A 15029-nucleotide genomic window follows, 5' to 3' on the forward strand; every position below is an offset into this window, starting at 1 on the left:
TTACTCGTCGGTACCGGGCGGGCGCAGCCCCAGGCCGCTCGACCCCGGGGCTTCCGCCCGGGCCTCCGCTCAGGCCGGTCGGCGACGGACCCCGGCCAGCCGCCCGGCCGGGCGGGCCATGCTCCCGGCGTACACCTCGGCGGTGGTCGCCGCGGCCGTGTCCCAGCCGAAGCGGGACGCGTGCCGGGCCGCCGCCTCGCCGCGCCGGGCCGCGAGGCCCCGGTCGGTGACGTACGGCTCCAGCGCGTACGACCAGTCCAGCGGGTCGTGGCCCTGCACCAGGGTGCCGGTCTCGCCGTCCCGCACCGCGACCGGCAGGCCGCCGACCGAGGCCGCCACCACCGGGGTGCCGCAGGCCTGCGCCTCCAGCGCGACCAGCCCGAAGGACTCGCTGTACGAGGGCATCACCAGCGCCGACGCCGCGCGGTACCAGTCGGCGAGGTCCGGCTGGCCGACCGGCGGGTGGAACCGGACCACGTCGCCGATGCCCAGCTGGGCGGCGAGCTTGTGCAGGCTCTCCGGCCGGGCCAGCCCGGTGCCGGACGGCCCGCCGACCACCGGCACCACCAGGCGCTCGCGCAGCTCCGGGCGGCGGCCCAGCAGCGCGGCGACCGCCCGCAGCAGCACGTCCGGGGCCTTCAGCGGCTGGATCCGGCCCGCGAACAGCAGCACCGCGGCGTCCTGCGGCAGGCCCAGCCGGGCCCGCGCGGCGGCGGGCGTCCGCGGCCCGCCGGGGCGGAAGACGTCCAGGTTGACCCCGGGGTGCACGACGGCCAGCTGGTCCGGCCGGGCGGCGTAGTGCAGCGCCAGCTCGGCGGCCTCCTCGGTGGTGTTGGCGATCAGCCGGTCGGCCGCCTCCACCACCTGGGTCTCGCCGATCACCCGGGCCGCGGGCTCGGGCGTGTCGCCCTCGGCCAGCGCGGCGTTCTTGACCTTCGCCATGGTGTGCATGGTGTGCACCAGCGGCACCCCCCAGCGCTGCGCGGCCAGCCAGCCGACCTGCCCGGAGAGCCAGTAGTGCGAGTGCACCAGGTCGTAGTGGCCGGGGCGGTGGCCCGCCTCCGTCCGCAGCACCCCGTGGGTGAAGGCGCACAGCTGGGCCGGCAGGTCCTCCTTGACCAGGCCCTCGTACGGACCGGCGGTGACGTGGCGGACCAGCACGCCCGGGGCCAGCTCGACCGTCGGCGCGTCGTCCGAGCAGATCGACCGGGTGAACACCTCGACCTCGATGTTGAGGTCGGCCAGGCGCTTGGCCAGCTCCACGATGTAGACGTTCATCCCGCCGGCGTCCCCGGTGCCGGGCTGGTGCAACGGCGAGGTGTGGACGCTCAGCATGGCTATCCGGCGCGGGCGGCGGCGACCGGGGACGAGCGACTGGAGCCGGCCGCGCGCGGGGGCGGCGGGCTGGGCCCGGCGTACCGAACGGACGGGGTGCTGGATCACCTGGCTGAAGCCTCCTCTGTGCGGCCCGTCGAGGCGGTCCGCGCCGGGCCGCCCGTTGTCCGGTGTGCGCAGCCCCGTCCGGGCACACATCACCATCAGGGTGCCAACCACACGGACCGCGCCCGGCATTCCCGCCCCGGCCCACCGGCCGGAACGGCCGCCATCGCCCCAGGTCAGCACGGTGCCGTCGGCGACCCGACTACCCTTCTGGGCATGGCTGCCTCCTTCGACCCCGCTCCCGCCGCGCCCGCCCGCGGACGGACCGGGCGCCCGGTCGGGACGGTCACCCGGGGCACCACCAACACCAACCGGCTGCGCCGGATGGACCGCTGGATCGCCCACACCCTCGGCCGCGCGCTGCGCGCCGCCGGGCGGCCACCGGTCGCGGTGGACCTCGGCTACGGCGCCGCGCCGTGGACCGCCGTCGAACTGGCCGGACGGCTGCGCACGGTGCGGCCGGACGTCCGGGTGGTCGGGATCGAGATCGAGCCGGAGCGGGTCGCCGCCGCGCTGCCGTACGCCGAGCCGCCGCTGCTCACCTTCCGGCGCGGGGGCTTCGAGGTGCCGCTGGACGGCGGCGGGCCGGCCCAGCTGATCCGGGCCGCGAACGTGCTCCGGCAGTACGACGAGGCGGCGGTCGCCGGGGTGTGGGAGCGGCTGTGCGCGCGGCTCGCCCCGGACGGGCTGCTGGTCGAGGGCACCTGCGACGAGATCGGGCGGCGGCACGTCTGGGTCGCGCTCGGCCCGGAGGGGCCCCGGACGGTGACCTTCGCGGCCCGGCTGGGCGGCCTGGGCCAGCCCTCCGACCTGGCCGAGCGGCTGCCGAAGGCGCTGATCCACCACAACGTGCCGGGGCGGCCCGTGCACGCCTTCCTGGCCGACTTCGACCGGGCCTGGGCCGCGGCCGCGCCGTACGGGGCGTTCGGGGCGCGGCAGCGCTGGGTGGCGGCCTGCACGGCGCTGGCGGGCAGCTGGCCGCTGGTGGACGCTCGCGGACGGTGGCGGCAGGGCGAGGTCACGGTGCCCTGGTCGGCGCTCGCGCCGTAGCCGCTGTGGCCGTCGTGCGGGCGGTGCGCGCCGGGAGCCGGTGAGCGATTCGATACGTTCACTCGAACGAGTTATCGAATATCTCTGGCGTGTTGACGCCCCGACACGCCACGATGGTCCCGCCCTCAGACCTCCCGGCCGAACAGCTCCCGCCGGGCCCGCTCGAACACCCCGTACATCTCCGACCCGAACAGCACGAACCGCACCTCCGCCAGCTCCGCGCCCGCCTCCGCGTCGCCGCCGTCCAGCACCTCCGCGACGGTGCCGAGCGCGATCCGGGCCGCGTCCGCCGGCGGCCAGCCGTAGATCCCGGCCGACACCGCCGGGAAGGCCACCGTGCGCGCGCCGAGCCCCGCCGCGGCACGCAGCGACTCGCGATAGCAGGAGGCCAACAGCTCCGCCCGCTCCTCGTACTCCTCCGCCCGGTACACCGGCCCGACGGTGTGCACCACCCACCGGGCGGGCAGCCGTCCGGCCGTCGTCGCCACCGCCCGACCGGTGGGCAGCCCCTTGCCCCAGTGCGAGGCGCGCAGCCGACGGCACTCCTCCAGGACCTGCGGTCCGCCCTTGCGGTGGATCGCGCCGTCCACCCCACCACCGCCCAGCAGGGACGAGTTGGCGGCGTTCACCACGACGTCCACCGGCTGTTCCGTGATGTCACCCTCCACCAGAGTGATCCGCGCAACCATCGCCCTCTCCCCTTTCCCGGAGCCGCCCGGCAGCCCTTCCGGCAGCCACCCGACGGAGCCCGGGTGCTCGTCCGAGTCCAGTCACCACACCACCACCGGCGTGGCAATAGCCACAACGGCGCCGGTCGGCCAGAGAAATCCCCGGAGATCACGTTATGGTCGCGAGAAGTTCCCCGACGCGCGGTGCCAGGCGGGCACTGCGGACGGACGTCGACCGTTACGCAGTCGGGGAAAGGGAGGAACCACCGATGCCCGCAACGGGAGACGGGCGGGCACCTGGTGCCGCGGGCCTGCCGGGCGCCCATGACGGCGCCCCCGTCGGTCATGCCCGAAGCCGCGTCACGACCGGACCGGCCTCGGCGGCTCCCCCGATACCCCACCCCCGCTCGCGGGCCGCGCACGCCTCCCACCCGTCCCACATCTCCGACCCGGGCGGCCCGGCGGCGGACGGACCGGCCGACGGCGCCCCGCTGCGGCTGCTGGTCATCGAGGACGACGCCTCGGACGCCCAGCTGATCAAGGCGGCGGTGGCCGACAGCGGCACCTCGATCGAGATCCACTGGGCCCGCGGCCTGGACCAGGCCACCGAACTGCTCGCCCCGCCCGTGAACTGGGCCCGGCGCGGGCGCTCCCGCACCCCCGAGTTCGGCTGCGTGCTGCTCGACCTCGCCGCGCCCGCCGACCTGCCGCACCCGACCGACTCCTCGGACGGGCTGGAGGGCCTGCACGAGCTGCTCCGCCGGGCCCCGCACACCCCGGTCGTGGTGCTCACCGACGCCGCCGGGGCCGAACTCGGCGCGGCCGCCGTCGCCGCCGGCGCCCAGGACTTCCTGCTCAAGCACGAGACGGACGGCCCGCTGCTCGCCCGCGCCCTGCGCTACGCCGTCGAGCGCAAGCGCGCCGACGAGTCCCAGCGCCGCCTGGTCGAGGCCGAGTTGCGCGGCCAGGAGAACGCCCGCCTCCAGCGCCACCTGCTGCCCACCCCGCTGCTCGACGGCGCCGGGCTCTCCTTCACCCGGCGCTACCGCCCCGGCCGCCGCCGCGCACTGCTCGGCGGCGACTTCTACGACGCCGTGCGCACCGACGACGGCGCCGTCCACGTCGTGATCGGAGACGTCTGCGGCCACGGCCCGGACGAGGCCGCGCTCGGTGTCGCGCTCCGGATAGCGTGGCGCACCCTGGTCTTCGCGGGCCTCACCGGCGAGACCCTGCTCACCACCCTCCAGCACGTGCTGGAGCACGAACGGCGCAGCGACGAGATCTTCGCGACGCTCTGCATGCTGGTCATCGAGCCCGGCGGCCCCGGCAGCGGCCTCGACTCGCTCGGCACCGGCGAGCGGGCCCGGCTCTACCTCGCCGGGCACCCGGCGCCGCTGCTGCTCGGCCGGGACCACGAGCCGATCACCCTGCCCGCCGACCTCGCCGGGCCCGCGCTCGGCCTGCTGCCGTGCCACGACGGGCAGTCCGCCTGGCCCGCCCACGAGGTCGAACTGCGGGCCGGCTGGCGGCTGTTGCTCTACACCGACGGACTGATCGAGGGCCGGGTCGGGGCCGGATCGCGCCGGCTGGGCCAGGACGGGCTCGCGGACCTGATCGGCGACCACCAGGCCGCCGGACTGACCCGGGGGCGGCTGATCGACAGCGCCATCGCCGAGGTCGAGGAGCTGAACGGCGGCGCGCTGACCGACGACGTCGCGGTGCTGCTGCTGGAGCGCAACCCGGTGCAGCTGATCCTCGGCTGATCCCCGGCCGAGGGACGCGCGGACGGGCGCGGAAGCGGTCGACGAAGAACGAGGGCGGACAACGTGACGGCCCGGGCGGGTGAACTCCCCGCCCGGGCCGTCACGTTGTCGGCTGCCGCTCCTACCAGGGGCCGTACGGCCCGGTGTTGCTCCGACCGCCCCGGCCGCCGCTGCCGCCGGTCAGCGCCCGGATCGCCGGGCGGACGTCCACCACGTAGACGATCGAGGCGACCAGGCCGGCCAGGGTGCCGATGCCGGTGAAGAAGTTCACCCCGAACAGGAAGTCCCAGCCGAAGGAGATCGCCAGGATCGCCACCCAGAAGCCCTTGGTCTTCTTGTCGGCCGCCCGGTAGGCGTCCTCCCGGCGGGTGACCGCGTCGGCCAGGGCGAACAGCTTGTAGGCGAGGATGGCGATGGTCGCCCACCAGATCGGGTTCAGGTAGGAAAAGGCCAGAATCTGCAACACTCCGACCATTTCGATCTCCTCTGCTCTCGACTCCGGCGCTGCGACCGCTGCCCATCCTGGCACGACGACCGTCCGCGACGGGCTCAACGTCCCGTGGTCACCGGATGTGCCCCACGGGGTACGGGGGCGTGTCGGACACGCCCCGGGTCACTCCGCGGCGTCGGCGGCGCCCTTGCGGGCCCGCGCGGACTTCTTCGGGGCGGGCTCGGCGTCGACCTCCGAGACCTCCACGACCTCCGCTACCTCCGCCACCGGCTCGGCCTCGACCAGCTCCGCGGCCGGCTCGGGCCGCTCGGCCTCGTCCGGCGTGCCCGGGCGGGCCTTGTCCACCACGACCTTGCCGCGCTCGGCCAGCTCGTCGTACGTCTCCTTGGCCTTCACCGCCAGCTCGACCGCGCGGGCCACCTGCTGCAGGGCGAAGCCCTGGGCCCGCTCCTGCAGGGCCTTGAGGTCGGTCGGCAGGGTGGTGACGGTCTCGGTGACCTTGGCCTGCGCCCCGGTCAGCAGCGACTGCGCCTCCTGGAGCCTGGCGGTCGCCTTCTCCTGCGCACCCTTGCGGTCCGCCGCCAGCGCCTCGACCCGGCCCGGCACCTCGCGCAGCTTCTCGTACGCGAGGTCCCCGGCGCCGGCCAGGGCGTACAGCGGGGTCGGGTCGCCGAGGGTCTTCTTGATCTCGTCGGTGATGGGCATGGTTACCGGTCCTCCCGGTGGGTGTTCTGGGTGGCTGGGCCGTCGGCCGTCGGCTTGGGAGCCGACGACGCGTTCTCCTTGAGGAAGGCGTCGTAGACCGCGAGCAGCGCCTGCTTCTGCTGCTCGTTGATCAGCGGATCGGCCAGGATCGAGGCCCGCAGCTCCAGGCCCTCGCCCCGCCGCTCCTCCAGGATCCCGGCCTGGACGTACAGCGTCTCCGCCGAGATCCGCAGCGCCTTGGCGATCTGCTGGAGGATCTCCGCGCTCGGCTTGCGCAGCCCGCGCTCGATCTGGCTGAGGTACGGGTTGGACACGCCGGCGGCCTCCGCCAGCTGCCGCAGCGAGTACTGGGCGTTGCGGCGCTGCTCGCGGATGTACTCGCCCAGCGAGCCGACGTTCAGTGAGGCCATGCGGACAGCCTGCAACACCCTGCTTGCAAATGCAAGCAGGGTGCTAGCGACAGCAAACGGGCCCTGCCGGGAGGCCGGCCGGGTGGGCGGGCCGGGGCCGGGGGTCAGGCCAGGTGGGCGAGGAGGAGCTCGATGAGCCGTTCGGGGGTGCGCAGCGGGAGGTAGTGGTCGGCGTCCGGGACGAGGTGGCCGCGGGCGCCGGGGATGTCGGCGGCGAGCCGCCGGGCGATCGCCGCGATCTCCGGGTGGTCGCGGTCGCCGTGGACGACCAGGGCGGGCGCGGTGACGGTGCCGAGGAGCGGTTCGGCCGCCCGGGCCGGCGCGCCCGCGAGGTGGTGCTCGCTGACGATCCGGCGGGCCGCGTTCTCCTCGACCATCGTCGCGACCAGCTCGCCGCCCGGCGCGTCGCGGCCCATGGCGGCCCAGACGGAGAGCTCCAGTTCGGCCAGCGCCGCCGTGTCGCCCCGGCGCCGGGCCTCGGCGTAGGCGGTGGTCTCCGGGGACGGCGGCCAGTCGTGGCCGCTGACCGAGGCGCCGACCAGGCCGAGCGCGGCGACCCGGTCGGGGTGGGCGAGGGCGAAGTCCAGCGCGGTCTCCCCGCCCATGCTCAGGCCGACCAGCGCGGCGCGGCGCAGACCGAAGTGGTCCAGGACGGCGAGCAGGTCCGCGACGTCGTCGAAGGCCCGCTCCGGCGCGGCGGACCGGCCGAGGCCGCGGGCGTCGTAGCGGATCACGTCGTGGTGCCGGGACAGCGCCGGGGCGACGGCGTCCCACAGCCGGGAGTCCATGCCGGAGCCGTGCAGCAGGACCACCGGGCTGCCGGTGCCGCGGCGCTCCGCCCACAGCCGGCCGCCGCCGGGGGCCGGGACGTGGACCTCGGAGGCGCGGGGATCGGGGTGCGGGCTCATGCGGTGATCCTTCCAGAGCCCGCGTCAGGCCCGGCCGGTCAAGCCGGTCAGGCCGCGGCCGTCAGGCGGTCAGGCGGTCAGGCGGACTCGGGCAGCCGGACGGGCATCAGGACCGAGAAGGTGCCCGCCCGCCCGGGGGTGCGGACGGCCAACGGGGCGATCGGGCCGCCGAGTTCGAGGAGCAGCTGTCCAGGCCGCCCGGCGTCGAGGGCGTCGAGCAGGAAGTCCCGGTTGACGGCCAGTCGGTAGCCCTCGGGGGCCGGGTCGTCGGCGACCGTCAGGCTTCCGTCCCCGGCCAGGGTCAGGACGGTGACCTCGCAGTCGGCGCCGTCCGGGCCGGAGGGCAGGGTACGGGTGGCGCCGGTCGCGACGGCGGCGCGCAGGTCGGCGGCGGACAGGGTGATCCGGTGCTCCGGTTCGAGCCGGGTGACGGCCCGGTGGTCGGGGTAGTCGACGTCCAACGCGACGCCCTCGATGCGGTGCTCCCCGACCTCGGCCCGGACCGGTCCGTCCCCGAGGGTGAGTGCCACCTCGGCCGGGCCCGCGCCGAGCAGTGCGCGCAGCGCGTCCACCAGCGCGGTCGGGACGACGGTGCCGGCCACCGGCTGCTCGGGCGTGTCGCCGGTGGCGGGCACCTCGGCGAGGGCCATCCGGTAGCGGTCGGTGGCGACCAGGCGCAGCACCGGTCCGTCCGGTTCGAAGAGCACGCCGGCGAGCGAGGGCAGCTCCGGGCGCCCGCAGACCGCGAAGCGGACCGCGTCCAGGGCGGCCGCGAGCTCCTCGGCCGGGACGGTGAGCCGGAGTCCGGCGGGGGTGGTGGTCATCGGCTGCTCCCTCTGGTCGATCATCGCGTGGATCAGGGAGAGCTCGCGGCGGGCGTCGGCGAGGCCGTCCTCCAGCCGGCGCAGGTGTGCGTCGAGCACCTGCCGGGCCTCGCCGCTGCCGGGCGCGGCGCCGAGCACGGCGCGGATGCCGGCCAGCGGCAGGCCGACCCGGCGCAGCCGGGCCAGCAGCCGGGCGTCGGCGAGCTGGCCGGGCCGGTACCAGCGGTAGCCGGTCTGCGGGTCCACCCAGGCGGGGGTGAGCACCTCGGCGCCGTCGTAGTAGCGCAGGGTGCCGACGCCCAGGCCGCTGGCGCGGGCCAGTTCGCCGATGCTGTGCAGCTCGCTCTCCATGCCGGTGACTCTGCGGGCTCGACCTGGTCGAGGGTCAAGCCGGGCCGGAGCCGTCGGCGCTGCCGTCGGCGCCGGGGACGGGGACGGGGGCCGGGCCGGCCAGGTGGGCCAGCTTGTGCGGGTTGCGGACCGCCCGGATCTCGGAGATCCGCACGGCGCCGTCGGGCTGCTCGGCGAACTCGAAGACCGTGACGGAGTCGACCGCGCCGTCCACGGTGACCAGCACGCCGGGCACGCCGTTGACCAGCACCGGACGGACACCGGCCCCCTCGCCCAGCCGGCGGAGCACCCCGAGGACGAAGCGGGCGACGTTGTCGGCGCCGGTGACCGGCCGCAGCGCGGCGCTGATCACCCCGCCGCCGTCCGTCCAACTGGTGACGTCGGGGGCGAGCAGTTCCAGCATCCGGTTGAGGTCGCCGCCGACGCAGGCCGACAGGAACTCGTCGGTGGCGCGGCGGCGCAGCTCGGGCGGGGCGTCGTAGCGCGGCCGGCGGGCGCGCACGTGCGCCCGGGCCCGGCTGCCGACCTGGCGGCAGGCGGCCTCGGTGCGGTCCAGGGCCTCGGCGATCTCCTGGTAGGAGAAACCGAAGGCCTCCTTGAGCACGAACACCGCCCGCTCCAGCGGGGACAGGCTCTCCAGCACCACCAGCAGGGCGACCGAGACGGTCTCGGCCCGCTCGACGCCGTCGGTCGCGTCCGGCTCGGCGACCAGCGGCTCGGGCAGCCAGGGGCCGACGTAGGACTCGCGGCGGACGGCGGCCGAGTCCAGCTTGTTGAGGGCGAGGTTGGTGACCGTACGGGCCAGGAAACCGCCGGGACTGGCGACCGGGCCGGTGACGCCGCTCCAGCGCAGCCAGGTGTCCTGGACCAGGTCCTCGGCGTCGGCGACGCTGCCGAGCATCCGGTAGGCGATGCCGAAGACCGTCCGCCGGTGCCGCTCGAAGTCGGCCAGCCGGGGGTCGGTCGGCCCGGTCGCGCTGGTCTGCCCGGCTTCACCGGCCGGCCCGGTCTCGTGGGTGTCGGTCACCCGCGCGACGCTACCGCACGGTAGTCGTCGCGCTCAGCTCCGGAAGGCCTCGTAGGCGGGGGCCAGCACGGCGGAGAGGTCGCGGCCGTACGCGGTGATGCCGGAGCGGCCGAGGCGGCGCAGCGAGGGCTCGTCCGGGCCGTCCTCCTCCTCCGCCGGGGCGGGGCTCAGGGTGAAGTCGCCGCGCCAGTAGGCGGCGACGTTGACCACGGGCGGTCTCGGTTCGTCGGTCACGCGTCCTCCTCGGTTCCAGGGCCGGTCACACGTCCTCCTCGGCCACGGCGTCCTCCCGGGTGAGGGCGACCAGTTCGCGCAGTGCGTCGACCGGCAGGTCGGTGAGCCAGCGCTCCCCCTCCCCCACCACCGCCTCGGCCAACGAGCGTTTGGCGGTGAGGAGTTCGTCGATCCGCTCCTCGACGGTGCCGACGCAGACCAGTCGGCGGACCTGGACGTCCCGGCGCTGGCCGATCCGGAAGGCGCGGTCGGTGGCCTGCTCCTCGACCGCCGGGTTCCACCAGCGGTCCAGGTGGATCACCTGGTTGGCGGCGGTCAGGTTGAGGCCGGTGCCGCCGGCCCGCAGCGAGAGCAGGAACACCCGCGGCCCGTCCGGGGACTGGAAGCGGTCGACCAGCTCCTCGCGGCGCGCCCGGGCCAGGCCGCCGTGCAGGTAGAGCACCTCCTCGCCGAGCCGGCGCTCCAGGTACGGGCGGAGCATCGCGCCGAACTCGGCGTACTGGGTGAAGACCAGCGTCCGGTCGCCCTCGGCCAGCGCCTCCTCCAGCAGTTCGGCCAGCCGGGCGACCTTGCCCGAACGCCCGGCCACCGCCGAGCCGTCGTGCAGCAGTTGGGCCGGGTGGTTGCAGACCTGCTTGAGCTTGCCGATCGAGGCCAGCACCGTGCCGCGCCGCTCCACGCCCCGGATGCCCTCGACCCTCCGCAGCAGGTCGGCGACCACGGCCTGGTAGAGGCCGGCCTGCTCGGCGGTGAGGTTGCACCAGACGGTCATCTCCTGCTTGGCGGGCAGCTCGGCCGCCACCGCCGGGTCGGACTTGACCCGGCGCAGCACGAACGGGGCGGTGCGGCGCAGGAGTTCGGCGGTGCGCTCGGGGTTGCGGTGCAGCTCGACCGGGATCGCGTAGCGCTCCTTGAAGCGCTCGGCCGGGCCGAGCAGGCCGGGGTTGGCGAAGTCCAGGACGGCGTGCAGTTCGGCGAGCCGGTTCTCCACCGGGGTGCCGGTGAGGGCGATCCGGTGCCGGGTGACGGGCAGCGACCGGATCGCCCGGGACTGCGCGGTGCCGGTGTTCTTGATGTGCTGGGCCTCGTCGGCGACCACCCGGCGCCAGCGGATCGCGCGCAGGGCGGCGAGGTCGCGCTGGACCAGCCCGTAGGTGGTGATGACCAGGTCCACGCCCCGTACGGCTTCGGCGAGTTGCTCCGCGCCGAGGCGGCCGGCCCCGTGGTGGACGTACCGCCGCAGGCCGGGGGCGAAGCGCTCGGCCTCGCGCTGCCAGTTGCCGACCAGGGACATCGGGCAGACCAGCAGGGTCGGGCCGGCGGCGGCACCGGGCCGTTCGGAGGCCTTCCCTGAGGCCCGCTCGGAAGCCTTCCCGGGGACCTTCTCGGAGGCCTTCTCCGCAGCCAGCAGGGCGAGCGTCTGGACGGTCTTGCCGAGGCCCATGTCGTCCGCCAGCACGGCGCCGAGGCCGAGCCCGGACATGGTCCGCAGCCAGGCCAGCCCGCGCTCCTGGTACGGGCGCAGCTCGGCCCGGAAGTCCGGCGGCAGCTCCGGCGCCACCGCGCCGGTGCCCCGCCCGGCGAGCAGGTCGCCGAGCGGGCCGTCCGCGCGCACCGAGGTGACCGGCAGCCCGGCGACCGTCGCGTCCGGGTCGAGGGCGAGCCGGAGCAGTTCGGTGGCGGCGAGCACGCCGTCGCGCCGGTCGGCGAGGAAGGCGAGGGCGGCGGCGATCTGGGCCGGGTCGGCCTCCAGCCAGGTGCCGCGCACCCGGACCAACCCCTGCTTGGCGGCGGCGAGTTCCGCCAGTTCGCGCTCGGTGAGCGGCTCCCCCTCCGGGCCGAGCGCGGCCTGCCACCGGAAGGCGACCACGGCGTCCCGGTCCACCTGGCTGATGACCGCGAGGGTGCCGGGCGCGGGCGGGGTGGTGGCGCGCAGGGCGAGCCCGAGCCGGGGGCGGCGGCGCCACCAGGCGGGCAGCAGCACCCCGAAGCCGCCCTCGGCGAGGGCGGGCGCGGCGGTGCGCAGGAAGTCCAGCGCACCGGCCCGGTCGAGCGGCAGGGCGGACGGGCGGGAGCGGTGGCGCAGCCCGTCCAGGGCGGGCCAGCGGTGGGCGGCGCGGGCGAGTTCGGCGACCAGGACGTCGACCGGGTCGGCGGCCTTGCGGGCGAGCGCGGCGTGGGCGGCGCCGCCCTCGTGCAGGTCGGCGGCGCGGACCAGCAGGGAGGGCTCGTCCACGGCCTGGAGCAGGAACTCCAGCCGCCAGGCGTCGTCGGAGGGGCGGCCCTCGGGGTCGTCCGCGTCGGGGCCGAGCGGCTCGACCAGGCGGAAGCAGAGCCGCAGCGCCGGGTCGACGGGCTCGGCGGCGGCGTACCAGGCGCCGAGCCGGCGGCGAAGTTCGGCGACCTCCCCGGCCGGGGCGCCGTCGATCGCGCCGCCGGGGGTGGCGAGGGCGTGCAGCCAGCGCTCGGCGACGGCCTCCCCCGGCGCGGGGAAGGGGGTGTCCGCCAGTGCGGCGCGGGCCTCGGCGTCCACCAGTGCGCCCAGGGCGGCGCCCAGCAGCGCCTCGCCGCTGCCGGGCCCGTGCGGCCACTCCCCCAGCAGGACGGGCGGGCAGCCGGCGGCCAGGGCGGCGGCCTCGCGGCGCCCGGCCGGGGTGGGGTCGGGCCGCCACCGGGCCCGCGGCCGGCCGTCGGCGGCGGTCACGGGCAGCGGCAGCACCCGGCCCCGGCCGACCGTCCGCCAGGCGAGGTCGTGCACCCCGGTGAGCCAGCGCAGCGAGGGGCCGTGGACCACCTCGACCCGTCCGGCGCCGGGCAGGTCGGTGCCGGTGACGGCCCAGACCGGGTCGAAGACCTCGCCGAGCAGCTGGGCGGCGGCCCCGGCGTCGAAGAGCAGGGCCGGGACCCGCCAGGGGGTGAGCACGGCACCGCCGCGCGGCGGGGTGACCGGCAGGTCGGGCGAGGGCGCGGGGGCGGTGCCGACGGTGGGCAGCAGCAGGGTGGCCCAGCGCTCGGGGGCCTGGCCGGCGAGCCAGCCGAGGCCCGGGCCGATGCCGCCGAGCACGGCGGCCAGCTCGCCGGCCGGGCAGGCGTAGGGGTGGGCGCGCGGGGCGGGCCGGTCGGGGTGCGGCTCGGGGGCGCCGGGGTGGGCGCGGGCGTCCTCGGCCCAGAGCGCCAGCCGCCCGTCCGCCCGCCAGAGCGCGTGCAGGACGAACATCGGGGGCCTTCCGGGCGGGGTGGGAACCGTCCTTCGCAGCCTAACCGGGAGGGCCGACAGGACCGGTCCGCTGAGCCGTTCGGGGGAAGCCCGGACGTCATGGTTGAAAGTTGAACGAAGTTGTCCTACGCTGGAGCCAACAAGTTGAAGCCTAAACAACTGGCTTCGAACCAAGGAGGAAGCCATGGGCCTGTTCAACCGCACCAAGACCGTCACCGCCCCCGCCGCGGCCGCCGTCCGGACCCCGTCCGGCCCGGACCTCGCCCACCTGACCGGCGACTGGACGATCGACACCACGCACAGCGAGATCGGCTTCTCGGTCCGCCACGCCATGGTCACCAACGTCAAGGGCCGCTTCACCGAGTACGACGGCGCGCTGCACCTGGACGGGACCCACCCGGGCAACTCCACGGCCGAGCTGGTGATCAAGGTCGCGAGCGTCGACACCAACCAGGCCCAGCGCGACGAGCACCTGCGCACCGGCGACTTCTTCGCCGCCGACGCCCACCCGGAGATCCGCTTCCGCAGCACCTCCGCCCAGCTGGTCGGCGGCGACTCGTACCGGATGACCGGCGACCTCACCATCAAGGGCACCACCCGCCCGGTCGTGCTCGACCTGGAGTACACCGGCAGCGCCACCGACGCGTACGGCGCCGACCGGGTCGGCTTCGAGGGCAAGGCCGTCCTCGACCGCACCGAGTTCGGCCTGACCTACAACGCCGCGCTGGAGACCGGTGGCGTGCTGATCGGCGAGAAGGTCAAGCTCAGCTTCGAGATCTCCGCCGTCAAGGCGGCCTGAGCCGGCCGTCCCCGTCGCGGGTCGCCCCCGTCGCGGCCGGCCTCGCCCCGTCGCGGGCCGCCCCCTGAGCGCCGTCCCTGCCCCTCCCCCCGGGGGCAGGGGCGGTTTTCGCCTACCCCGGGGGCAGCAGCGCCGCGTCCGCCGCGGGGAGCCAGCTGCCCGGCGGGCGGCGCAGCCAGCCCTCGGCCGCGCCGAGCTCGTCCGCCGCCGCGGCCAGCGCCCGCAGCCCCGGGTGACGCTCGCCGGGCCGGTGCACCAGGCTGACCAGGGTCAGCGGCACCGGCTCCACCAGCGGCACGTTCACCGTCCCCGGCATCCGCGGACCGCCGACCGTGGTCAGCATCGGATCGCCGTGCCGGACCAGGTAGCGGGCGGTCTCGTCCACGCCGACCGGCGGCGCGTACGGCGCGGCCGCCGTCAGGCCGTGCTCGCGCAGCAGCCGGGTGCCGAGGTCGGCCCACTCGGTGGTGGCCGGATTGCCCACGCAGACGTCGACGGGGTGCCCGACCAGGTCCGACAGGCGCAGCGCGGCGCGGTCGGCCAGCGGATGGGTGTCCGCCATCATCACCGAAACCCGCTCCAACCGCACCGGCAGCTGGACGAGTTGACCGCGCACCGGGGCGGGCAGTCCGGCGAAGCGCCCGAAGGAGGCGTCCAGCCGGTGGGCCAGGAGCTCGGCGGCGGCCGCGGCCAGCCCGCCGTGGAAGCGGGCCAGCAGTTCGCCCTCCGGCCAGGCGGCGCGGGCCCGTTCGAGCACCCGGTCGGCGGCGAGGTCCGGGCCGTTGACGTCGCTGTTGAGGTCGAGCAGCAGCGGCCGGGCGGCGGCCCCGGCCCCGGTCGCCGCCTCGGCGAGGATCTCGTCGTGCAGGGCGAGGAACCGGCGCGCCCGGGGCAGCAACCGCCGCCCGGCCGGGGTGAGTTCGACGCTGCGGGTGGTTCGGGTGAACAGCGCGTCGCCGAGCAGCCCCTCCAGGGTCCGGACGTCCCGGCTGAGCGCCTGCTGGGCGGTGTGCAGCCGCTCGGCGGCCCGGCCGAAGTGCAGGGTCTCGGCGGTCGCGACGAAGCCGCGGAGCAGACGGGGGTGCAGGTCACGGGGCATGGGCGGCAGATTAACAACAGGGTGTTGTGAGTGCGGCGAAACAGGTGTTGGACGGCCGCCCGCCGCCGGCACCAGGCTGGGGG

14 protein-coding genes are annotated in these 15029 nt (G+C 76.1%); 3 read left to right on the top strand and 11 right to left on the bottom strand.

The genetic code is table 11. The annotated features are described in order from the left end of the window. Positions 1-69 precede the first annotated feature (69 nt). The gene (mshA, locus tag ACFY4B_RS11160) at positions 70-1440 is read right to left on the bottom strand and encodes a D-inositol-3-phosphate glycosyltransferase (protein ID WP_369808316.1); all 1371 of its coding nucleotides are present in this window, start codon (positions 1438-1440) and stop codon (positions 70-72) included. Positions 1441-1656: 216 nt separating this feature from the next. On the opposite strand from mshA, the gene ACFY4B_RS11165 reads away from it, so the two are divergent. Next, on the top strand, positions 1657-2490 hold the full coding sequence (locus ACFY4B_RS11165) for a class I SAM-dependent methyltransferase (protein ID WP_387967249.1): 834 nt from the start codon (positions 1657-1659) through the stop codon (positions 2488-2490). A gap of 125 nt (positions 2491-2615) precedes the next feature. Here ACFY4B_RS11165 and ACFY4B_RS11170 read toward each other — a convergent pair whose 3' ends face one another. Beyond that, a complete protein-coding gene (locus ACFY4B_RS11170) occupies positions 2616-3179 on the bottom strand; it encodes an O-acetyl-ADP-ribose deacetylase (protein ID WP_049654154.1) in 564 nt (187 codons plus the stop codon). Between the two features lie 248 nt (positions 3180-3427). On the opposite strand from ACFY4B_RS11170, the gene ACFY4B_RS11175 reads away from it, so the two are divergent. Then, positions 3428-4921 (top strand): PP2C family protein-serine/threonine phosphatase, encoded by a 1494-nt coding sequence (locus ACFY4B_RS11175; protein ID WP_049654153.1) that lies wholly within the window; start codon positions 3428-3430, stop codon positions 4919-4921. Positions 4922-5042: 121 nt separating this feature from the next. Here ACFY4B_RS11175 and ACFY4B_RS11180 read toward each other — a convergent pair whose 3' ends face one another. The 8 genes from ACFY4B_RS11180 to ACFY4B_RS11215 form a co-directional block, all read right to left on the bottom strand. Beyond that, positions 5043-5396: a DUF2516 family protein gene (locus ACFY4B_RS11180; protein ID WP_049654152.1), complete on the bottom strand. Its 354-nt coding sequence runs from the start codon at positions 5394-5396 to the stop codon at positions 5043-5045. 138 nt (positions 5397-5534) lie between these two features. Next, positions 5535-6077: a hypothetical protein gene (locus tag ACFY4B_RS11185; protein WP_387967252.1), complete on the bottom strand. Its 543-nt coding sequence runs from the start codon at positions 6075-6077 to the stop codon at positions 5535-5537. Between the two features lie 2 nt (positions 6078-6079). After that, positions 6080-6487, bottom strand: a complete 408-nt coding sequence (locus tag ACFY4B_RS11190) for a helix-turn-helix domain-containing protein (protein WP_049654148.1) — start codon at positions 6485-6487, stop codon at positions 6080-6082. 104 nt (positions 6488-6591) lie between these two features. Further along, complete coding sequence (locus ACFY4B_RS11195; RefSeq protein ID WP_387967254.1) at positions 6592-7395, bottom strand: alpha/beta fold hydrolase; 804 nt, start codon at positions 7393-7395, stop codon at positions 6592-6594. A gap of 77 nt (positions 7396-7472) precedes the next feature. Beyond that, positions 7473-8570: a MerR family transcriptional regulator gene (locus ACFY4B_RS11200; RefSeq protein WP_387967256.1), complete on the bottom strand. Its 1098-nt coding sequence runs from the start codon at positions 8568-8570 to the stop codon at positions 7473-7475. A 34-nt stretch (positions 8571-8604) separates the two neighbouring features. Beyond that, entirely contained in the window at positions 8605-9597 is a 993-nt protein-coding gene (locus ACFY4B_RS11205) for an RNA polymerase sigma-70 factor (RefSeq protein ID WP_387967258.1), read from the bottom strand. 33 nt (positions 9598-9630) lie between these two features. Continuing rightward, the gene (locus ACFY4B_RS11210) at positions 9631-9831 is read right to left on the bottom strand and encodes a hypothetical protein (RefSeq protein WP_049654144.1); all 201 of its coding nucleotides are present in this window, start codon (positions 9829-9831) and stop codon (positions 9631-9633) included. Between the two features lie 25 nt (positions 9832-9856). Further along, the gene (locus ACFY4B_RS11215) at positions 9857-13048 is read right to left on the bottom strand and encodes an SNF2-related protein (RefSeq protein WP_387967261.1); all 3192 of its coding nucleotides are present in this window, start codon (positions 13046-13048) and stop codon (positions 9857-9859) included. Between the two features lie 184 nt (positions 13049-13232). Here ACFY4B_RS11215 and ACFY4B_RS11220 point away from each other — a divergent pair, with 184 nt between their 5' ends. Beyond that, positions 13233-13847 carry a YceI family protein gene (locus tag ACFY4B_RS11220; protein ID WP_387967264.1) on the top strand — a complete coding sequence of 205 codons (615 nt, stop codon included), beginning with the start codon at positions 13233-13235 and terminating at the stop codon, positions 13845-13847. Between the two features lie 112 nt (positions 13848-13959). On the opposite strand, the gene ACFY4B_RS11225 is transcribed toward ACFY4B_RS11220, so the two are convergent. Continuing rightward, positions 13960-14946 carry a LysR family transcriptional regulator gene (locus ACFY4B_RS11225; protein WP_387967266.1) on the bottom strand — a complete coding sequence of 329 codons (987 nt, stop codon included), beginning with the start codon at positions 14944-14946 and terminating at the stop codon, positions 13960-13962. Between the last annotated feature and the right edge of the window lie 83 nt (positions 14947-15029).

The organism is Kitasatospora sp. NPDC001261 (assembly GCF_042896795.1).
Taxonomy (GTDB): Bacteria; Actinomycetota; Actinomycetes; order Streptomycetales; family Streptomycetaceae; genus Kitasatospora.